Here is a 19,588-nt window from a genome sequence, read left to right as displayed (position 1 = left end):
GCCTCCTCAGTCGGTCACCTGCGGGCCGCTGACCTTGTCCAGCAGCCTGGCCAGGCGCTCGCGCAGCCCCAGGCGCCGCTCCACCTCGCCGGCCGCCGCGCTCACCAGGTGCTGCGCGCCGTCGAACGTCACCGGCCCGCTGCGGGGCACCGCGATCGCGTCATGGGCGAGGCCCGTCAGCTCGGCGTCGCCGCCCTCGATCGCCAGGATCGTCGCGCCCGTGCGCCGGGCGTCGTCGACGCGTTCGAGCAGCGGGACAGGGGCCTGCTGCTCGGCCAGCACGAACAACGTCTCGCCCCGCGCCGCCCGCTCCAGGCGGTCGAAGCCGACGCGCAGGTGGGCGGGAGCGTCGCTCGGCGGGGCCCAGCGCACCAGGGTGGGCGTGAGCTGCGTGAGCCCGGAGTAGCGTGCCTCGTCGCTGAGATGCGCGGTCAGGTGCCAGGGTTCGTCGTCGGGCGGGCCGACCAGCAGCAGGCCGCCGGGCGAGCGGGTGGCGCGCAGGGCGAGACCCAGCTCGCGCGCGCGGTCGATCCAGCCGGTGTCGGCCAGGAGCTCGCGCAGGAGTGCCACCGATCCTGAGTCCATCCCTCCATGGTGCCCGACGTCGTCCTCGCGGGGAGGCTGATTCGGGAGTGGTGTACGGACACCAGGTGGCCGCCACCCGCCAGAACGGGCCTTGACAAGGGGTTACCAGCGAGTAACGATCGGCTCGCGGCGCCGCCCCCCGAGTGCGTGATCCTCAAGAGAGGGGCGGCACATGACCTCACGTGTGCGCGTCAGCATGTCCCTGTTATCGACCCTGTTGCTGGTCCTGTCCCTCGTCACCGCCCCCGCCCGCGCGGCGACCCCCGGCGACGTCGTCTCGGCCCGGCCCACCACCGTCTACCTGCTGCCGGGCAAGCTGCTCGAGGTGCCGGTCAACGCCTGGCACGTCCTCTACCACTCGACCTCCGCCACCGGCTCGCCCAACACCGTCTCCGGCACGCTGCTCGTGCCCAAGAGCCGCTACCCGCTCGGCACCCGCCCGATCGTCGGGTACGCCGTCGGCACCCACGGGCTGGGCGACCAGTGCGCCCCCTCCGTCAGCATGGCCCAGGGCCGCGAGGCCGAGCTCGCGCTGGTGAGCCTGTTGCTGCTCAAGGGGTTCGCGGTGGCGATCACCGACTACGAGGGGCTCGGCACGCCAGGGCCGCACACGTACATGGCGGGGATCTCCCAGGGGCGCGCCGTGCTCGACTCGGTCAGGGCCGCGACCCGCGTGCCGGGCGCGGGGCTGTCCGGCCGGGCGCCCGTCGCCGTCATGGGCTACTCCCAGGGCGGCGCCTCCGCCGGATGGGCCGCCCAGCTGCAGCCCGCGTACGCGCCCGAACTGCGGCTGCGAGCCGTCGCGGCCGGCGGCGTGCCCGCCGACCTGCACGCCGTCGCCGCCCACCTCGACGGCGGCGACGACTTCGGGCTGGCCGCGGCCGCCGGCGTGGGGCTCGACGCCGCCTACCCGGAGCTCGAGCTCGACGCCGACCTCAACGATCGCGGCCGCGCGCTGCTCGCCGACGCCGCCGACGCCTGCGTGGGCGACCTGGACAAGCTCGCCGGGCTCCGCTTCTCCGACCTGAGCCCGGTCGACCTGCTCGGCCAGCCCAAGTGGCGGGCGCGCCTGGCGGAGAACCGGCTCGGGTCCGTGGCCCCGGAGGTGCCGGTGTTCCTCTACCACGCCACTGGGGACCAGATCATTCCGCTCTCGGTGGGGTCGGCGCTGCGCTCGGAGTACTGCCGGGCCGGGGTGAACGTGCGCTGGGCCGGGCTGCCCGCGCCCGACCACGTCACCGGAGCCGTCGAGGGCGGGCCGCTGGCCATCGGGTGGCTGGCGCTTCGGTTGTACGGGCTGCCCGCGTCCGGCAACTGCTGACCCGCCGCCGGATCCGCCTTTCGCCGGTGGGCCGGGCTCGCCCTCGGTGAGCCCGGCTGCCGGTCCGGAGGGGCGGAGCTGGCATGATCTGGTTATGACTGACGTTAACGGCCTTTCCATCGGCATCCTCGGCGGCACCGGCGACCAGGGCAAAGGGCTGGCGCGGCGGTTCGCGCTCGCGGGGCATCCGGTGCTGATCGGATCGCGCAGCGCCCGGCGCGCCCAGGAGGCGGCCGAGTCCGTCGGTGCGGGTGCGACGGGCGACGAGAACGCCGCCGTCGCCTCCCAGGCCGGCCTTGTGATCGTCGCGGTGCCGTACGACGGGCACAAGGCGCTGCTGGAGTCCCTGCGCGCCGAGCTGGCAGGCAAGATCGTGGTCGACTGTGTCAACCCGCTCGGGTTCGACAAGCAGGGCGCGTACGCGCTCCCCGTCGAGGAGGGCAGCGCGGCGCAGCAGGCCGCCGCGGTGCTGACCGAGAGCCGCGTGGTGGCCGCCTTCCACCACGTGTCGGCCGTGGTGCTGATGGACCCGTCGGTGGAGAAGGTGGACCTCGACGTGCTGGTGCTGGGCGACGACCGCGAGGCCACGAGCACGGTGCAGGCCCTCGCCGAGGCCATCCCGGGAGTGCGGGGCGTCTACGGCGGACGGCTGCGCAACGCCTGCCAGGTGGAGGCGCTGACCGCCAACATTATCTCCATCAACCGCCGCTACAAGGCGCACGCCGGCCTGCGCGTCACCGACATCTGACCCGCGTGAGGCACCCGGCTCACAACCAGCCGGCGTCCTCGGCGATGCGGATGGCGTCGATCTTGTTGCGGGCGCCCGTCTTGGTGATGGCTCCGGTCAGATAGTTGCGTACGGTGCCGGGCGACAGGTGCAGGCGCGCGGCGATGTCCTCGGCCGACGCGCCCCCGGCCGCCTCCCTGAGCACGGTCGACTCCCGGGGCGTCAGCGGGCTCTCCCCGTGCTCCATGGCCGAGGCGACGAGCTCGGGGTCCAGCACGCGCAGGCCGGAGGCCGTACGCCTGATGGCGTCGGAGAGCCGGTCGCCGGGCGCGTCCTTGACCAGGAACGCCTCGATGCCGGCGGACAGCGCCCTGCGCACATGACCGGGCTGGCCCATCGCGGTGAGCACGAGGATCCGGCATGACGGCAGGCGTTCGCGCAGCTCGGCGGCGGCGGTGATGCCGTCGACGACCGGCAGGTCGATGTCCACGACGGCGACGTCGGGGCGGATCTCCATGGCCCTGCGCACGATCTCGTCGCCGCGGGTGACCTCCGCGACCACGTCGATGTCGGACTCGAGGCGGAGCAGGGCGGTGAGGGCGGCTCGGATCATGTGCATGTCCTCGGCCAGCAGCACTCTGATCACGTCGCCACCTCCACGGCCAGCAGCCAACCTCCCGCGCCCGTCGGGGCGGCGGCGCAGGAGCCGCCGGCCTGCGCGGCCCGCTCCGCCAGGCCCGTGAGCCCGCCGCCGGCCGGGCGCGAGCCGGTGAGCGCGCCGTCGTTCGCCACCTCGAGACGGAGTGTCGTGTCGTGCAGCGACGTCGTGATCGTGCAGGTCGTGGCCCGGCTGTGGCGCAGGACGTTGGTGACCCCTTCGCGCACCGCCCACGACAGCGCCTCCTCGGACCGCCGGGGGAGCGGCACGTCGGCCAGGTGCGCCTGCGCGTCCACCCCGGACGACTCCAGCAGCGCCACCGCCCTGTCGACCTCGCCGGTCAGCGACAGCGCCCGGTAGCCCTTGGCCACCTGCCGTACGTCCTTGGCCGCCTCCCTGGCCACCAGAACCAGCTCGCCCACCTCCGAGCGGGCTTGGCCGGGATCGCCCTCCATGAGGCGGACGGCCAGGTCGCCCTTGAGCGCGATCGCGGTGAGGCTGCGGCCGAGCCCGTCGTGCAGATCGCGGGAGATGCGCAGGCGTTCCTTCATCACCGCGGCCTCCGCCAGCTCGGCCCTGGCCGCCTCCAGCTCGGCCGTCACCCGGACGAACCGCACCAGCGCGTACGTCATCGCCCCCGTGGTCGGCACGGTGATCACGTAGAAGGCGACGATCACCGGCACCGCACCGGACACGGACAACGCGGCACCCTCGTAGACCATCATGAGCCCCACCAGCGCGCCGCCCCAGCGCAGCGGCAGGTACACCAGCAGGCTCCCGGCCAGCAGCGGGGCCGCCACGGCCGACCAGCCGCCCGGCAGCAGCTCCGGCAGGTACGTCGCGACCACCTGGAGCACGAGCGTGGCAGGGAAGAGCGGCGGGCGCGCATCGCGCAGCGCCGCCCGCATGTTGAGGGAGTAGGTGGTGATGACGGCGCTGATCGCCATGGTGGCCAGCACGCCGTAGACCGCGCCGTGCTGGAAGTAGAGCAGCGCGATCATCGTGTAGGCGCATGAGACGCCGACGATCAGCCCGGTCGCGAGCCGCCTGGCGGTTGACGAGGTCACGGTGACGATTATGACCTGCGGGGTTCCCAGCGGAACCACAGCCGGATCGCGGCCAGCCCGGCCAGCGTCCATCCGGCCAGGATCAGCAGGGGGACGACGAGCTCGCCGGTCCTGACGGCGTCGACGACGGCCGTGGTCGGCAGCAGGTCGAGCACGGGAGGCAGCCACGAGGGCAGCGGGATGGGGCCCATCGCGCCCGCGGAGACGCCCGCCACCAGGAACACCGGCGTGGTGAACGCCGCCGCCAGCTCCGCGCGCGGGACGGCGGCCGTGTACGCGGCGCCGAGCAGGGACAACACGGCCGAGCCTGCGATCACGACGGCGGCGAAGCCGACGGGGTCGGCCGGCAGCGGAACATCCGCCACGAGGTGCACGGCCAGCGTGCACGACACGGTCACGATCACGGTCTGGGTCGCCGTGCCGGCGATCTGGCCGGTGAGGATCTGCGCGTCGGTCAGCCGGCTCGCCCGCAGCCGTTTCAGCACGAGCTGGTCGCGGCGGCCGGCCAGGACGACGGTGACGTTCATGAACGCGGTGATCGCCAGCAGCAGCGCGAGCGCGCCCTGGAAAACGTGGGTGGCCGCGGCGACGCCGGTCACGTTCCGCATGAGGGCGGGCATCCCGACGGCCAGCCCGACGGGGGTGACCACAGAGGCGAACACCATGGACTTGTCCCGCCAGAACAGGCGGGTGGCGAGACGGCAGGTGGCGGCCATGTTCCTCGGGCCGGTCATCGGGCCGGTCATCGGGCCGGTCATCGGGCTGGTCATCGGGCTGGTCATCGGGCGCTCCTGGACAGGTCGAGGAAGAGGTCTTCGAGGGTGGCCGTACGGACCTCCAAGCCGGCCAGGCGCACGCCGCGCGCCGCCGCCCAGCTGAGGAGCGTCTGCGCGGCGAGATCGGGATCCTCGGCCCGGCAGACGGCGAGGTCGCCCTCCAGGGTGACCGCCAGCGGCAGGTCCGCGGGACGGACCTCGGCGGGCATCCGGAACGCCACCCGCCCGCGCCGCGCCGCGAGCGTCTCCGCCATCCCGCCGGAGGCCACGATCTCGCCCTGGTCCATGACGGCGAGGGCGGAGGCCAGGCGCTGCGCCTCCTCCAGGTAGTGGGTCGTCAGCAGGACCGTGGTGCCCTGACCGGCCAGGTCGCGGACCACCTCCCAGGTCCTCGACCGCGCCTCGGGGTCCATGCCGGTCGTCGGCTCGTCGAGGAACAGCACGTCGGGGCGGCCCAGCAGGGCGAGCGCGAGGTCGAGCCTGCGCTTCTCGCCGCCCGAGAGCTGGCGCACCCGCGTGCCCGACCGGTCCTCCAGCCCGGCCAGCTCCAGCGCCTCGTCGCGCGGGCGCGGCGCGGCGGTGAAGTCGCGCCAGATGCCGACGGTCTGGGCGACCGTCAGCTCAGGGAAGAACCCGGCCTCCTGCAACATGATCCCGACGCGCTGACGCAGGGCCGCCCTGTCGGACCAGGGGTCGAGGCCGAGCACCCGCACGGTGCCGCTGCCGGCGCGCTGGAAGCCGGCGAGCACCTCGACCGTCGTGGTCTTGCCCGCGCCGTTCCTGCCGAGCAGCGCGAAGACCGTGCCCTCGGCGACCTCGAACGAGACGTCCCTGACCGCGGGGAAACCCTGGTGGCTCTTGCTGAGCCCGCTGACTTCTATCGCTCTCATGGGTCCGACTATCGCGGGGCGCGATCACGGACGGCAGTGAAGAATTCACGACTTCCCGGACAACTTGAGCAGCGCGTCGGTGACACCCTCCGGATCGATCACCTGGTGCAGGTGCTGACCGGGCAGCCGGGTCACGGGCCAGCCGCGCCGCGCGGCCTCCTCGGCGACCGTGTCGTACGGCGGGCCGTACCACAACATGGAGCACCTGACGTCGTCCCACCCGGTGGGCACCGGCAGGGACTGCGTGTAGTAGTCGAGCGGCAGCCGGGGCTGCTCGGCCGCCACCCGCACGCGCGTCGCGGGGTCGGGCAGCAGGGCCACGACGTCCTCCTCGTCCCACCAGTCGGTCCAGCGCGGCAACATGCCGTCGGGGCCCGCCAGATCGCGCAGGAACGGCAGGAAGCCGTCGTCGGCGGCCTTGACCAGCCCGTCGCGCGGCGGGAGGTGCGCGTCGACGAACACGCAGGCCACCACCCGCCCGTCGAGCCCTTCCTTGATCAACGGCAGGAAGAGCCCGGCGTTGCTGTGCCCGGCGAGCACCACGCGGGTGGCGGGAGTGGCCGCGCGCACCGTCTCCACCACGCGCGGCCAGTAGGGCGCCTCTCCCGCGGTCACGCCGGTCAGGTCGGGCACCACCGCCGCGTGCCCGCGGCGTTCCAGCGACTCGGCCACGGGAGCCCACGTCGAGGGCCCGACGGAAGGGCTGTGCACGAGTACGAAGGTTGAATCCATGAGCCCACCCTGTCAGACGACCAGGGCCCGACGGGAGCCCGATTTGTCCGACCCGTCGTAGACGGCCCAGGCCGCGGCCAGGTTGTTCACCGCCCGCGAAAGCTCGTCCTCGGGGAGCAGGAAGTGCAGCCGCATGTGGCCGGCGTGCCCGCCCGCGGGGTCGAACGACCGGCCGGGCGCCACCGCGACCCCGTGACGGAGCGCGACCTGGGCGAACGAGCCGGCGTCACCGCGCGGGATGCTTACCCAGAGGGTCTGGCCGCCGAGCGCGGGCTCCAACGTCCACGACGGCAGGCGCTCGCGCAGCCCGGCGCAGAGATGGTCGTGCAGCCGGCGGGACGTGCGCACCCGCGCGGCGCGTACCTCGTCGAGGCGGCGGAGCAGGGCGACGGCGGCGAGCTGGCTGAAGACCTCGCCGCCGAGGTCGCGTACGGCCCGCAGCCTGGACAGCCGCGCCACCAGCGGCGCCGCCGCGCGGATCCAGCCCACGCGCATGCCGCCCCAGACGAGCTTGCTCAGGGAGCCGACCGTGATGACCTGCTCGCCCCGTCCGTACGCCGCCAGCGGCGGCGGCGTCTCGCCCGAGAAGCACAGCTCGGCGCGGGCCTCGTCGTCGATCAGCGGCACGTCGTGCTCCGCGGCCAGCGCGGCCAGCCGCCTGCGCGCCGGACAATCCATGACCGCGCCGTCCGGGTTGCGGGCCGTGGGGACGAAGTACGCCAGCGCGGGACGCTCGCGCATGGAAGCGTCCGCCTGCTCCGCCGTCACCGGCCTGATGGCCGCCGCCGCCTGCCTGAAGCCCTCCAGAGCGCCCGGGTACGTGGGCGTCTCGGCCAGCACGGTGTCCCCGGGGGCCAGCAGCAGCCCGGCGAGCAGGGTGAGCGCCTGCTGCGCGCCTGTCGTCACGATGATCTCCTCGGGCGTCGTCGGCACGCCGCGCCCGGTGTAGTACGTGGCCAGCGCCTCCCGCAGGGCGGGCTCCCCGGCCGGCCGGTACCCCATGGAGCGGGTGCCCGCCAGCCTCGCCCCGGCCTCCGCGTACGCCTCGAACATCGCCTCCGGCGGGTCGGGCGGCGCGGCGCACGTGAGCAGTTGCACGCTGTCCGGCGGGTGCAGGAGGTGCAGCAGCAGCGGGTTGGCCGCCACTCCGTCTGCCGAGCGCGTCGCGGGCAGGCCGAGTGCGGCCACGCGGGTGCCGCTGCCCTGCCGGCGCACGACGAGCCCTTCCTGCTGCAGCAGGTCGTACGCCGCCACCACGGTGCCCCGGCCCACCGCCAGCCGCCTGGCGAGCACGCGGTCCGGCGGGAGCGGCTCGTCTGGCGGCACGACGCCGTCGTCGATCAGTTCCCGCAGTCTGGTGGCGAGCAGCAGGTACAGCGGCCCGCGCCCCGACGCCCAGCGGCCCAGCAGGTCGACCAGGTCATCGTGATTGGCCCCATTCATGGACCAATTCTGTGGCATTGGCCCTCACGGTGAGTCTCATTTGTGAGCGATCCTTGGCCCATGAGCGAATTCCGCCCTGAAACGCGGGCCGTGCACCCGCCTCAGCCGGCCGTCGAGGGCAGCCGTCCGATCAGCGTTCCCATCTACCAGACCTCGGGGTTCGTGTTCGAGGACCCGGCCGTGATGGCCGCGTCGATGGGCCGCCCCGACGGCGCGTACGTCTACGGGCGCTACACCAATCCCACCGTCCGCTCCCTGGAGCTGGCCGTCTCCGGGCTCGAAGGCGGCGCGGGAGCCGTGGCCACCGGGTCGGGCATGGGTGCGATCAACACCGTCCTGCTCGGCCTGCTCAAGCCCGGCGACCACATCGTGGCCCAGCGATCGTTGTACGGGGGGACCGCCGCCATGCTCAACGAGCTGACCGGCCGGTTCGGCATCACGGTGACGTACGTGCCGGAGAACGACCCCGGCGCCCTGCGCGCCGCCGTACGGCCGGAGACCAGGCTCGTCCACCTGGAGACGATCAGCAACCCGATGACGCTCGTGGCCGACCTGCCGGGCATGTGCGCGGTGGCCCGCGAGCTCGGCGTCCTGTCCGTGGTCGACAACACGTTCGCCACGGCCATGCTCTGCCGGCCGATCGAGCACGGCGCGGACATCGTGGTGCATTCCACGACCAAATATCTGTCCGGGCACACCGACGTGGTCGGCGGGCTCGCCGTCTTCGCCGACGCCGCGCTCTACGAGAAGGTGTGGCACTTCTCGGTCGAGCTCGGGGCCTCGGCCGACCCGTTCGCGGCCTGGCTGACGCTGCGCGGGCTGCAGACGCTGGGGCTGCGCATGGAACGCCACTGCTCCAACGCCCACCACCTGGCCGTCCGGCTCGCCGAGCACCCCGCCGTGACGGCCGTGCACTGGCCGGGGCTCGCCTCGCATCCCTCGTACGAGCTGGCGGGCAAGCTGCTGCCGGGGTTCGGCGGGGTGTTCGCGTTCGACCTGGCCGGCGGGCGCGCGGCAGGGGAGAAGTTCATGAGCTCCGTACGCCTGGCGCTGCTCGCCCCCTCGCTGGGCGGCGTCGAGACGCTCATCCTGCACCCCGCCTCCACCTCGCACCGGTCACTCGGCCCCGAGGAACTGGCCCGCAGCGGCATCGGCGAGGGCACGGTGCGCATCGCGGCCGGCATCGAGCACCCGGACGACCTGTGGTCCGACATCTCCCAGGCGCTGCCATAGTGTCGGGTGCTACGACCAGGTATGTCATGAATGAGAGGACGACGTGACCACAGTCTCCCATGAGGACGTGCGGGCCGCCGCCGGCAGGATCGGCGGCCTGGCGCTGCGCACCCCGGTGCTCGAGATCTCGCCCGGACTGTTCCTCAAGCTCGAACTGCTCCAGCACTCGGGCTCCTTCAAGGTACGCGGGGCTTTCAACCGCATCCTGTCGGCCGGCGAGCTGCCCGACGGCGGCGTGATCGCGGCCAGCGGCGGCAACCACGGGCTGGCCGTGGCGTACGCGGCCCGGGAGCTGGGCGTGCGGGCCGAGATCTTCGTGCCCGAGGTGACCAGCCCGGTGAAGGTGGCCGGGCTGAAGGAACTGGGGGCGCACATCACGCAGACCGGCGCCATCTACTCCGAGGCAGCCGAGGCCGCCGCCAAACGCGCCGCCGAGACCGGCGCGCTGACAGTGCACGCCTACGACCAGCCCGAGGTGATCGCCGGGCAGGGGACCACCGGGCTGGAGATCGTGGAGCAGACCGGCGGTGTGGACACCGTGGTGGTGGCCGTCGGGGGCGGCGGCTTCGCCGCCGGCATCACCCTGGGCACGGTGGGTTCCCCGGGACCGGTGGCGGGCGTCTCCGGAGCGGGGCCGCGGATCGTCGCCGTGGAACCCGAGCGGATCCCGACCCTGCGGGCGGCGCTTGAGGCAGGTCGCCCGGTTCCCGTCGAGGTGAGCGGGGTGGGGGCCGACGCGCTGGGTGCCAGCACGATCGGCGGCCTGGCCTTCGAGATCCTCTCCGGGCCCAGGGTCGAGAGCGCCCTCGTGACCGACGAGGCGATCATGGCCGCCCGCCGTACCCTCTGGCAGCGGCACCGGATCGCAGCCGAGCCCGCCGGCGCGGCGGCGTACGCGGCGGTGTTGTCGGGCGTCTGCACGCCGAGCCCGGGGGAGCGGGTGGCGGTCGTCGTCTGCGGCTCCAACACCGATCCCGCGACCCTGACCACCTGACACCGGCCGCGCGAGGCCCGGTGCTCCGTCACCGGACGCGCGCTCCCTCGCGGACGGGTGTCCACGTCCGGCGTTACCCCGGCGGACCCGTGGCCCGCCGGGGTGGCCGGTGCGGGGCGGTCAGCGGTAGGTGTGCTCGGGCGCGGGGAAGGCGCCGGAGGTGACGTCGGCGGCGAAGGCGCGTACGGCGCGGTCCATCTCGCCCGCCATGTCCGCGTACTGCTTGACGAACTTGGCCGGACGAGGCGTCAGCCCCATGAGGTCCTGCCACACCAGCACCTGCGCGTCCGTCGACGGGCCCGCCCCGATGCCGATCGCCGGGATCGCGAGCGACGTCGTCACCCGCTGCGCCAGGTCGGCCGGCACGCACTCCAGCACCACCGAGAACGCCCCGGCACCCTCCAGGTCCTTGGCGTCCGACATGAGCTCGTCGCCCGCCTGACCGCGCCCCTGCACGCGGTAGCCGCCCATGACGTTGACCGACTGCGGCGTCAGGCCCAGGTGCGCCATGACCGGTATGCCCGCCGCGACCAGCGCCGCGACCTGGGGCACGATCCGGCGGCCGCCCTCCAGCTTGACCGCGTGCGCGCCCGCCTCCTTCATGAAGCGCGCCGCCGTCTCGAGCGCCTGCCCCGGTGAGGACTGGTACGACCCGAACGGCAGATCGGCGACCACCAGCGCGCGCGACGAGCCGCGTACGACGGCCGCCGTGAGAGGCATCAGGTCGTCGACCGTGACGGGCAGCGTGGAGTCGTGGCCGTAGACGACCATGGCCGCCGAGTCGCCCACCAGCAGGACCGGGATGCCCGCCGCGTCGAACACCCTCGCCGTCATGGCGTCGTAGGCGGTGACCATGGGCCACCGCTCTCCGCGCTCCTTGGCGGCGGCGAGGTCGCGGACGGTGACGCGGCGCCCGGCGGCGCCGCCGTACAGCGTGGTCGAAGAGGACATGTGTCATCACTCCAGGAAGGGTCTCGAGGCGCCCCTGTGGCGTACCCGGACTCCTCCGATGATGGCATGTGCGGAAAACCGGTGGCGGAACTGTCGGTGCCTCTTGCGAGAATCACCGCGGAGGTAACGAACATCATGGCTCTCGACCCTTACCGGCGGCTGTTCGCGATTCCGGGTGTCCCCACGTTGCTGCTGGTGGGGCTGTTGGCGCGCATCCCGTCCACGGCGGTGGGCCTAACGCTGACCCTGCACGTCGCCACGACGCTGGACCTGGGCTTCGCCCGCGCCGGGCTGGTCACGATGGCCAGCACGGTCGGCATGGCGGTCGGCTCGCCGCTGGCGGGCAGGTTCGTCGACAGGCACGGGCTGCGTCCCGTGGTCACCGTCACCACCGTGGCGCAGGCGGCGTTCTGGGCGTGCGCGTGGGCGCTGCCGTTCCCCGTTCTGCTCGTGGCGGCGGCGGTGGCGGGGCTGCTGGCGCTGCCGGTGTTCAGCGTGACGCGCCAGTGCCTGGCCGCCATGGTGCCCGAGGCCCAGCGGCGCAGCGGCTTCGCGCTCGACTCGATGCTGGTCGAGCTGTCCTACATGACGGGTCCCGCGCTCGCGGTGGCCGGCGTCACGACGCTCGGCAGCGGCCCGACGATGGCCGCCATCGGGGTCGGGGTGACGACCGCGGGCGTGGGGCTCATCGTGTTCAATCCGCCCACCCGCTCGGCCGGCGAAAGCGCGGAGCCGGCGGTCGGGGTGCCCAGGCGGCAGTGGGTCACGCCGGCGTTCGTGGCCCTGCTGGGCACGGTCGCGGCGGCCACGTTCGTGCTCACGGGGGCCGAGCTCGCCCTGGTCGCCGCCATGGAGCACACCGGCCAGACAGCGTGGGCCGGCCTCGCCGTGGCCGTCTGGTCGGTCTCCTCCCTGATCGGCGGTTTCCTGTACGGAGGCCTGTCCCGCGGGTTCTCGCCGCTGCCCCTCATCGGGGCGATGGGCCTGCTGACCGTTCCCGTGGGGTTGGTGGGCGGCGGCTGGCACTGGCTCGTCCTGGCACTGCTTCCCTCGGGCCTGCTCTGCGCGCCGTCCCTCTCGTCCACCGTCGACGTGCTCACCCGCTGGGTGCCCGCGGGAGCGAGGGGAGAGGCGATGGGCTTCCACGGCACCGCGCTGCTGGTGGGTGGAGCCGTCTCGGCGCCGATCGCGGGAGCCGTCATCGACGGGACGGGACCGGCATGGGCGTTCGCCGTGGCCGGCTCCGCGGGGGTGGCCATGGTGGTGGTCGCGCTCCCGTTCTGGCGCCGCCGCCCGGCGGCGGAAGTTCTCACGGCGCCGGTGGCGCAGGCAGCCGTGGTGCCGGTGGAGGGGACGCGCGATGGCGGCGCGGACGAGCCAGGCACGGGCCTGAACGCGGTCCCCTCGTGAGCTGATCTACGGCCGGCTCTGGTGGCGGCTGCCGGCGCGGTCGCGTCCAGCCGGTGTGGCGGCCGAGGGACGGGTGGCCGCCGTGTTTCCGGTGGTTCACGCCGTTCACCCCCTATTTACGAAACGGAACCGTTGCGTATCGGAATGTATTGCGCTACGGTGTCGTTGCGAAACTTGGACGTATCGAAATTAAGGACCTTGCCATGGACCCGAAGACGGGGCATCCACGCCGATGGGCGATCCTCGGTGTGCTGGTGTTCAGCTTGCTGGCCGTCGTGCTGGACAACACGATTCTCAACGTCGCGATGAAGACCATCGCCGACGAGACGGTGGGCTTGGGGGCGACCCAGAGCGAGCTCGAATGGGCGATCAACTCCTACACGCTGGTGTTCGCCGGGTTGTTGTTCACGTTCGGCGTGATCGGTGACCGAACAGGGCGAAAGCGCATGCTGTTCGTCGGCATGGTGTTGTTCGGGCTGGCCTCGCTGGCCAGCGCCTACGCCCAGGATCCGACGCAGTTGATCCTGGCGCGGGCGGCGATGGGCATCGGCGGCGCGGCGATCATGCCGGCCACGCTGGCCATCATCTCCAACGTCTTCCCGCCCGGTGAGCGCGGCAAGGCCATCGGGGTGTGGGCCGGAGGCGTCGGCCTCGCGGTGGCGATCGGCCCGATCACGGGCGGCCTGCTGATCGAGCACTTCTGGTGGGGCTCGGTGTTCCTGATCAACGTGCCCATCGTGCTGGTCAGCCTGGTCCTGATCTCCACGGTCGTGCCCGAGTCGCGTGACCCGAAGCCGTCCAGGCTCGACCCGCTGGGTGTGGCGTTGTCGATCGTCGGTCTGGTGGCCATCGTGTACGGCATCATCCGCGGCGGCGCGCTGGCCACCGTGTTCAGTGCCGAGGTGCTGGTGCCGACGGTGTTCGGCCTGGCGGTGCTGGGTGTGTTCGTGTGGTGGGAACGGCGCATCGACCACCCGGTCTTCGACGTCCGCAACTTCGCCAACGTGCGCTTCAGCTCGGCCATCGGAATGATGGGCATCGTCTTCTTCGCGATGATGGGCGGGATGTTCTTCCTGACCTTCTACCTGCAGATCGTGCTGGGTTTCACGCCGGTGCAGGCGGGGGCGCTGATGATCCCGTTCGCCGCGGCGCAGCTCATCTTCGCGCCGCTCAGCCAGCGGGTGAACGAGCGGTTCGGCGCCAAGCTGTCGGCCACGGTGAGCTTGATCGTGGTGACCATGGCGCTCGGCAGCTACGCTCTGATGGACCAGAACACGCCGATCCTGCTGATCGAGATCGTCTTCTTCGTGCAGGGTGCGGCGATGGCCAACATCATGCCGCCCGCGACCACCGCCATCATGGAGTCGCTGCCCAGGGAGAAGGCCGGTGTGGGGTCCGCGATGAGCAACACCGTCCGACAGCTGGCCGGGGCGCTCGGCGTGGCGGTGCTCGGCTCGGTGCTGTCGTCCAGCTACCGGGGCGAGATGGCACCGGTGCTGGCCGCGCTGCCCGCCGACGCCCAGCACGCCGCCGGAGAGTCGATCATGGGGACGATGACCGTCGCCCAGTCCATGGGCGAGCAGGGGCAGGCGCTGATCCAGCCGGCGTACGCCGCGTTCGTCGAGGGCATGCACGTCACCGCCATGGTGTCGGCGGTGGTGGCCCTGCTCGGCGTCGTGGTCGTGGCACGGTGGATGCCCGGCAAGCCCCGCCCCGTACAGCAGACGGAACAGAGGGAACCCGCTACAGTGTGAGGCCGCGATGACGATCCAGGAACCAGCGGTTGCCCGCCCCGCGGGCCGTCCGCGCAGCGAGAAGGCCGAGAAGGCGATCATCGAGGCGACCCTCGACCTGCTCGGCGAAGGCATGGGTGTCTCCGAGCTGTCCATCGAGGCGATCGCGTCCAGGGCAGGCGTGGGCAAGACCACGATCTACCGGCGCTGGTCCAACAAGGAAGATCTGATCGTCGACGCCCTGGCCACGCTCAAGGCGCCGCTGCCGGAGCTCGGCGGCACCTCCGTACGCGACGACCTGATCAGCCTGCTCGGCGCCATGCGCGCCGAAGCCGGCCAGCCCCGCAGCCGCTGCGTGATGAACATCGCGATGAGCGAGGCCGATCGTTATCCGCGGCTGATGGAGCGGTTCGTCGAGCGGGCCATCACGCCTCGCAGGGAGGCGATGCGCGCGGTGATCGAGCGCGGCATCGCCTCCGGCGAGCTCGACCCCGGCCTGGACGTCGACATGGGCATGGCGTTGCTCTCGGGAACGATGCTCTGGCACACGAAGTGGGGGCCCGAGGGCGAGCTCGACCCCGGCCTGCCCGAACGGGTCGTCGACGTGGTCATGGCAGGGATCGCCGCGCGCCCCTGATTCGTACCGGAGCGGCGCGCCCCTCGGCCCCGGGGCCGTTGCCTCTGTGCCCGGGCCGCACGCTTCGCCGGCCCGGCTAGCCGGCGGTCCTGCGGCGGAAGAGCAGGGCCGCGACCGGTACGCTGACCACCACCGCGCCGGCCAGCCACGCCGCCGCCACCGACGAGCCCACGGGCCGGTCCAGGAGCAGCGCCCGCAGCGTCTCGATGATCGGCGTGGCCGGCTGGTTGTAGGCGAAGTCACGCAGCACCCCCGGCATCGTCTCCGCGGGGACGATCCCGTCCGAGACGTACGGCAGGAAGAGCACCGCGAAGCTGAAGGCCCCCGCCGCCTGGGTCGACTTGACCAGCAGTCCCCACACGGCCGCCAGGGCGGACATCGCCAGGACATATCCCGTGACCAGCCCCGTGGCCTCGCGGGTCGGGGTGGCGGCGGCTATCCCCGCCTCTGGGACCGCGGCGGCTGCTCTGGCTCGACCGCCTGCTCGCCGCACTGGACGGCATGGGCTGGACAACGGTGAGAAGATCAACGTGGCCAGTGTCCTGGCCGGTTACGCGCTGACCGACGCGGCGCTCATCAGCACCGCCGGCGGGGGAGATCCGCAGTTCGGCGACGCGGCCGTCGAAGGGGCAGACGCTTACGGCGAGGTCCTCGCCGGGCTGCTCGACCCCGGGACCTATCCGGCCCTGTCGGCCGCGGTGCGCGGAGGCGCGCTGCGCGGGGGCGAAGGATGGGCCGACGACGGCGACTTCCGCTTCGGCCTCGAGTTGCTGCTCGACGGCGTCGAGGCGCTGATCGCGCGGCGCGCGTCAGGGGGCGATGTCGGCGGGAAGTAGCTGCTCGGTGAGCAGGCGGCGGACCCGGTCGCGGGTGGTCGCCCACGACCGCAGGAGCTCCCATCCGTGGAAATATGCCAACAGGTACGGGCTGGTCGGCGACGGCTGGATCAGCCCCATCGCCAGCGCCACCTCGCTCTCGCCGTACAACGCCCACCGGCGCAGGTACGCGGCCAGCTCCGCCTCGCTCCTGCCCTCGTGCGCCATGAACACGGCGTTGCCCCACACGCCCCACAACACGTTCTTCGCGTGGTGGATCGCGGCCAGGTCGCTCCCGTCGGGCCGGACGCCCGCCTCGGGCAGGATGTGCTCGTCCAGCCACGTCCGCGCCTCGTCGCCAGGGAAGACGATCTCCTCGGCCAGCAGACCGAGCCCCTCGCTGAGCGCGAACGACGGCGACAACATGAACCGTACGCGCTGGTCGTCCAGGTCCTCCTTGAGCATCGACTCGGCGATGTGCCCGGGATGGCCCTCATGCGCGATGACGTACAGCAGGTCGGCGACGTTGAACGGGATCGCCTTGTTGACGTGGATCGTGGACTTCCGCCCGCCCTCGTAGTCGCCGGCCGCGTGGAAGGCCACCCCCTCCACGAGCCGGACCTCCACTTTCTCCGCCGGCAGCGGGACGATCGCGCTCGTCCGCGCCCGCGTCTCGGCCACCGCCCTGGCCGCCAGCTCCGGCAGCCGCTCGATCGGCTCCAGGGTGTGCGCCGCCTGCCACGTCCGCATCCGGCCGGCCAGCGAACCACCCGTCTTCGGCAGGGCCGCGTCCAACTCCGCGTGCGCCTGCTCGAACACCTCCTCGGGCAGACGCCGGGGCTCCAGGCCCAGGCACTCGCGCGCGTACTCGGACAGGGGCAGCCGCTCGCCGTCCAGCCGCCGGGCGACGGCCCGCAACGCGCGCACCTGCGCGGCCAGGTACGCCGACGGGGCCGGCTCCAGCAGCCGGTCCGCCTCCGCGGCCAGCTCACCCGGGTCGGCGGGCGGCTCCGACTCCGCCGCCGCCCTCCACTCCTGCGGACCCGAGTAGATGAGCATGCCGCCGCCCAGCAGCCGGTTCACCCGCAACGCCAGCATCGTGTGGTCGTGCTGCCACTGCTGTTCTTTCATGACTTTTCCTCCTTCGTGCCGGGTGGCCTAAGCTAGCCGTACGGTTTTCCGTACAGTGCACGGAAGGGTTGGAGCATGCCGGAGTCCATCTGGTTCCGCGACGACGCCCGGCCGCGCGCACCACGCCTGTCACGCGAGCGCATCGTCGAGGCCGCCGTCGCGCTGCTCGACGCCGAGGGCGTGGCCGGGTTCTCGATGCGGGCGCTCGCCGCACGCCTGCGCGCCGGCACGATGTCGCTGTACGAGTACGTCAAGAGCAAGGAGGACGTCCTCGACCTGGCCCTCGACGAGGTGATCGGCGAGATCGAACCTCCCGGGGCCGGACCATGGCGGGAACTCCTGGTGCGCCAGCTCACCCAGAGCAGGCAGGTCATGCGGCGACACTCCTGGGTGCCGGCGCTCACCGCCACCCGCCCCCTGCTCGGGCCGAACGCGCTGGCGCGCTCCCGGGGGTTCTACTCCGCACTGGCCGACGCCGGGCTGAGCGGCGCCACACTGACAGCCGCCGTCGGCACGCTGAGCTCGTACGTCAACGGCTTCGTCGCCTCGGAGAACACCTGGTGGGACACCGTACGCACGCCCGAAGCCGACGCCGAGATCCGCGGCAAGGTCACCCGGCACCTCGATGACCACGTCGGCGAGCTGGCCCGGCACGCGCAGGTCGACGACGGCGACTTCGACGCCCAGTTCCTGCTCGGGCTCGACCTCGTCCTCGACGGCATCGCGACTCGCCTGCCACCCGGTTGAGTCGGCCGATGCCGGGTTTCCGACCCCGATCGCCAAGCCTCCGAGGCGGCCGCCGTGGACCGCACGGCGCGCGCCTGCGCGGCCGGCGTCTCTGACCCGCGATCATCCAGGCGTAGTGACCGACGGCCGCCCTGACGGGGTGGGCCGGGCCGGACTCGCCCTGACGGGGTGGGTCCGGCTGGACCCGTCCTGACGGGACGGCTCGGGCTGGAGCCGTTCGATGCTCTCGGCGATGCGCCGGCGCTCCCTCCGCAGGTTGCCGGCCATGCCCTGGCAGCCGGACGGCACCATCCGCCCGCCGTCGTCATGCACGCAGTCGAGCAACTGCGCGATCACCGACGTCGGCAGGCCCGCCGCCGGCATCACCCGGATGTGGCGGACGGCGGCCACGTCCGCGTCGCCGTAGTCGCGGTAGTCGGCGCAGGACCGGGTATCGGGCGGTCCGTCGCCCGCCGGTTCGCGAAGGAGGGCATGGAGGTCGCCCTCGTCTCACGGTCAGGGACGGTGCTGGATATGGACGGGGCGCGCGCCTACCGGGCCCACAGCGCCGACGAGGACGAACTGCGCCCGGCACGGACTTCGACCCGGACGACATCGCCGAGCACTACTGGCGCCTGCACACCCAGCCGAGGTCCCGCTGGAACCGGGAGGCCCTGCACGCAGGCGGCACCGGCGGGTGAGCCCCGGAACGGGTGTCCGTGTGTGGAGGTGGTGCCGTCCGTTCGGAACTCGGGCGGGGTGTCGGCGGGGTCGTGTCAGCGGGTGAGCTTCCACAACCAGCCGATGGCGCGGAGCCCGAGCCGGGCCGCCACCCGCTGCGAGGAGTGGTTGTCCGCGCTCGTGCTGTAGAACAGGCGGGTGCCCGGCAGGAGGCCGGCCCAGGCGGCGGTGGTGGCCGCGGCGAGGCCGCGGCCACGGAACGCGGGTGCAGTCCACACCCCGGCCTCGGCGCCGGCCGGTGTCAGACGCGCGGTGTGGCAGACGGCGGCCACCTGGTCGTCCGCCACGGCCATCGCCCAGGGCGCGCCGTCGCGGCCGTCGAGGAGGTCGTCCCACTCATCGCAGGCCCAGTTCTGGGGGCGCAGAGAGCGTACGCGCTCAGCGTGCGCCGGGTCGTCCGACCGAAGCACCACGGCCACAGGAGCGTCGAAGAGCACCGGTGGAGGCGGGATCAGGTAGCACGGCCCGCCGGACACCGTCGTCTCTCCGAGGAGCGCGCGGCACCGCTCCAGCACTTCCGGCGGCTGACCTGGGGATGAAGGGACGCCGCGGGCGACCAGGTCGAGCAGCCGGGCGGCGAGCGCGCCGGGCACGTCACGTCCCACCACCGCGGTCATGCCGTCGGCCGCCACACCCATCACCAGGTCTTCCGGCCCGGGCAGACGGCCGCGGTCGTCGAGGCGCCAGATGACACCGATCTCGATGGCCAGCAGGTCGACGTCGAGGGTCACGGTAGGTCGGCCTCCAGGTCGGTGCGGTGCACGGACGGCTCTCGCGGGCCGTACTGACCGGGCAATCTATTTGAAGGCCGCCCGTACTGCCCCTGCCTGCCGGCGAGCTCGTCGCGCACCAGACCGCTCTCCCTCAGCACGCGCAGGTGCCGGCTCACGGCCGGTCTGCTGATCGCGAACCGCTCGGCGATCTGCCCGGCGGACAACCGCCCGTCGCGCAGCATCACCATGATCCTCCGCCGCACCGGGTCGGCGATCGCTCCAGCCACGTCGTCCACCAGAAAAGC

At 72.7% G+C, this 19,588-nt stretch carries 22 protein-coding genes; 9 read left to right on the top strand and 13 right to left on the bottom strand.

The features are described from left to right. Positions 1-6 precede the first annotated feature (6 nt). The gene (locus E1267_RS05260; RefSeq protein ID WP_132330322.1) at positions 7-585 is read right to left on the bottom strand and encodes a hypothetical protein; all 579 of its coding nucleotides are present in this window, start codon (positions 583-585) and stop codon (positions 7-9) included. Between the two features lie 172 nt (positions 586-757). Here E1267_RS05260 and E1267_RS05255 point away from each other — a divergent pair, with 172 nt between their 5' ends. Together E1267_RS05255 and npdG are read left to right on the top strand one after the other, a co-directional pair. Next, positions 758-1,906 (top strand): lipase family protein, encoded by a 1,149-nt coding sequence (locus tag E1267_RS05255; RefSeq protein WP_220449347.1) that lies wholly within the window; start codon positions 758-760, stop codon positions 1,904-1,906. A gap of 94 nt (positions 1,907-2,000) precedes the next feature. Then, positions 2,001-2,654, top strand: a complete 654-nt coding sequence (gene npdG / locus E1267_RS05250; RefSeq protein WP_132330320.1) for an NADPH-dependent F420 reductase — start codon at positions 2,001-2,003, stop codon at positions 2,652-2,654. Between the two features lie 19 nt (positions 2,655-2,673). Here npdG and E1267_RS05245 read toward each other — a convergent pair whose 3' ends face one another. The 6 genes from E1267_RS05245 to E1267_RS05220 are packed head-to-tail and all read right to left on the bottom strand — an operon-like array spanning position 2,674 to position 8,199. Then, complete coding sequence (locus E1267_RS05245) at positions 2,674-3,279, bottom strand: response regulator transcription factor (RefSeq protein ID WP_132330318.1); 606 nt, start codon at positions 3,277-3,279, stop codon at positions 2,674-2,676. Beyond that, positions 3,276-4,358 carry a sensor histidine kinase gene (locus E1267_RS05240; RefSeq protein ID WP_132330316.1) on the bottom strand — a complete coding sequence of 361 codons (1,083 nt, stop codon included), beginning with the start codon at positions 4,356-4,358 and terminating at the stop codon, positions 3,276-3,278. The genes E1267_RS05245 and E1267_RS05240 overlap by 4 nt, the downstream gene beginning before the upstream one ends. An 8-nt stretch (positions 4,359-4,366) precedes the next feature. Then, positions 4,367-5,140 (bottom strand): ABC transporter permease, encoded by a 774-nt coding sequence (locus E1267_RS05235; RefSeq protein ID WP_132330314.1) that lies wholly within the window; start codon positions 5,138-5,140, stop codon positions 4,367-4,369. Continuing rightward, positions 5,137-6,024 carry an ABC transporter ATP-binding protein gene (locus E1267_RS05230; protein ID WP_132330312.1) on the bottom strand — a complete coding sequence of 296 codons (888 nt, stop codon included), beginning with the start codon at positions 6,022-6,024 and terminating at the stop codon, positions 5,137-5,139. The genes E1267_RS05235 and E1267_RS05230 overlap by 4 nt, the downstream gene beginning before the upstream one ends. A 45-nt stretch (positions 6,025-6,069) precedes the next feature. Further along, the gene (locus tag E1267_RS05225; protein WP_132330311.1) at positions 6,070-6,756 is read right to left on the bottom strand and encodes an alpha/beta fold hydrolase; all 687 of its coding nucleotides are present in this window, start codon (positions 6,754-6,756) and stop codon (positions 6,070-6,072) included. Between the two features lie 12 nt (positions 6,757-6,768). Continuing rightward, a complete protein-coding gene (locus E1267_RS05220; RefSeq protein WP_132330309.1) occupies positions 6,769-8,199 on the bottom strand; it encodes an aminotransferase-like domain-containing protein in 1,431 nt (476 codons plus the stop codon). Positions 8,200-8,259: 60 nt separating this feature from the next. On the opposite strand from E1267_RS05220, the gene E1267_RS05215 reads away from it, so the two are divergent. Next, positions 8,260-9,432 carry a trans-sulfuration enzyme family protein gene (locus tag E1267_RS05215; protein WP_132330307.1) on the top strand — a complete coding sequence of 391 codons (1,173 nt, stop codon included), beginning with the start codon at positions 8,260-8,262 and terminating at the stop codon, positions 9,430-9,432. 43 nt (positions 9,433-9,475) lie between these two features. Next, positions 9,476-10,426 (top strand): serine/threonine dehydratase, encoded by a 951-nt coding sequence (locus E1267_RS05210; RefSeq protein ID WP_132330305.1) that lies wholly within the window; start codon positions 9,476-9,478, stop codon positions 10,424-10,426. A gap of 120 nt (positions 10,427-10,546) precedes the next feature. On the opposite strand, the gene panB is transcribed toward E1267_RS05210, so the two are convergent. Then, positions 10,547-11,377, bottom strand: a complete 831-nt coding sequence (gene panB / locus E1267_RS05205; RefSeq protein ID WP_132330303.1) for a 3-methyl-2-oxobutanoate hydroxymethyltransferase — start codon at positions 11,375-11,377, stop codon at positions 10,547-10,549. A gap of 135 nt (positions 11,378-11,512) precedes the next feature. On the opposite strand from panB, the gene E1267_RS05200 reads away from it, so the two are divergent. From E1267_RS05200 to E1267_RS05190, 3 genes are all read left to right on the top strand, one after another. Continuing rightward, positions 11,513-12,787, top strand: a complete 1,275-nt coding sequence (locus E1267_RS05200; RefSeq protein ID WP_132330301.1) for an MFS transporter — start codon at positions 11,513-11,515, stop codon at positions 12,785-12,787. A gap of 203 nt (positions 12,788-12,990) precedes the next feature. Beyond that, on the top strand, positions 12,991-14,541 hold the full coding sequence (locus E1267_RS05195; protein ID WP_132330299.1) for an MFS transporter: 1,551 nt from the start codon (positions 12,991-12,993) through the stop codon (positions 14,539-14,541). A 7-nt stretch (positions 14,542-14,548) separates the two neighbouring features. Then, positions 14,549-15,157: a TetR/AcrR family transcriptional regulator gene (locus E1267_RS05190; RefSeq protein WP_132330297.1), complete on the top strand. Its 609-nt coding sequence runs from the start codon at positions 14,549-14,551 to the stop codon at positions 15,155-15,157. A gap of 76 nt (positions 15,158-15,233) precedes the next feature. Here the strand turns inward: E1267_RS05190 and E1267_RS05185 are convergent, their stop codons facing one another. Beyond that, entirely contained in the window at positions 15,234-15,650 is a 417-nt protein-coding gene (locus E1267_RS05185; RefSeq protein WP_181957745.1) for an ABC transporter permease, read from the bottom strand. Between the two features lie 37 nt (positions 15,651-15,687). Here E1267_RS05185 and E1267_RS05180 point away from each other — a divergent pair, with 37 nt between their 5' ends. Beyond that, entirely contained in the window at positions 15,688-15,993 is a 306-nt protein-coding gene (locus E1267_RS05180) for a TetR/AcrR family transcriptional regulator C-terminal domain-containing protein (RefSeq protein ID WP_220449346.1), read from the top strand. On the opposite strand, the gene E1267_RS05175 is transcribed toward E1267_RS05180, so the two are convergent. Next, a complete protein-coding gene (locus E1267_RS05175; RefSeq protein ID WP_132330295.1) occupies positions 15,967-17,103 on the bottom strand; it encodes a DUF885 domain-containing protein in 1,137 nt (378 codons plus the stop codon). The genes E1267_RS05180 and E1267_RS05175 overlap by 27 nt on opposite strands. Before the next feature lie 75 nt (positions 17,104-17,178). Here E1267_RS05175 and E1267_RS05170 point away from each other — a divergent pair, with 75 nt between their 5' ends. Continuing rightward, positions 17,179-17,850, top strand: a complete 672-nt coding sequence (locus E1267_RS05170) for a TetR/AcrR family transcriptional regulator (protein ID WP_132330294.1) — start codon at positions 17,179-17,181, stop codon at positions 17,848-17,850. A 102-nt stretch (positions 17,851-17,952) separates the two neighbouring features. Here E1267_RS05170 and E1267_RS45280 read toward each other — a convergent pair whose 3' ends face one another. The 3 genes from E1267_RS45280 to E1267_RS05145 all read right to left on the bottom strand — a co-directional run bounded on the left by E1267_RS45280 (position 17,953) and on the right by E1267_RS05145 (position 19,579). Next, the gene (locus tag E1267_RS45280) at positions 17,953-18,240 is read right to left on the bottom strand and encodes a MerR family transcriptional regulator (RefSeq protein WP_181957744.1); all 288 of its coding nucleotides are present in this window, start codon (positions 18,238-18,240) and stop codon (positions 17,953-17,955) included. Between the two features lie 365 nt (positions 18,241-18,605). After that, positions 18,606-19,301, bottom strand: a complete 696-nt coding sequence (locus E1267_RS05150; protein ID WP_220449345.1) for a GNAT family N-acetyltransferase — start codon at positions 19,299-19,301, stop codon at positions 18,606-18,608. Next, entirely contained in the window at positions 19,298-19,579 is a 282-nt protein-coding gene (locus E1267_RS05145) for a metalloregulator ArsR/SmtB family transcription factor (RefSeq protein ID WP_132330292.1), read from the bottom strand. Before E1267_RS05145 ends, E1267_RS05150 begins: the two co-directional genes overlap by 4 nt. Between the last annotated feature and the right edge of the window lie 9 nt (positions 19,580-19,588).

Origin of the sequence: Nonomuraea longispora, assembly GCF_004348345.1 — a bacterium.
Taxonomy (GTDB): domain Bacteria; phylum Actinomycetota; class Actinomycetes; order Streptosporangiales; family Streptosporangiaceae; genus Nonomuraea; species Nonomuraea longispora.
Note: the sequence above shows the minus strand (reverse complement) of the source record. Positions and strands in the feature narration are given on the sequence as shown.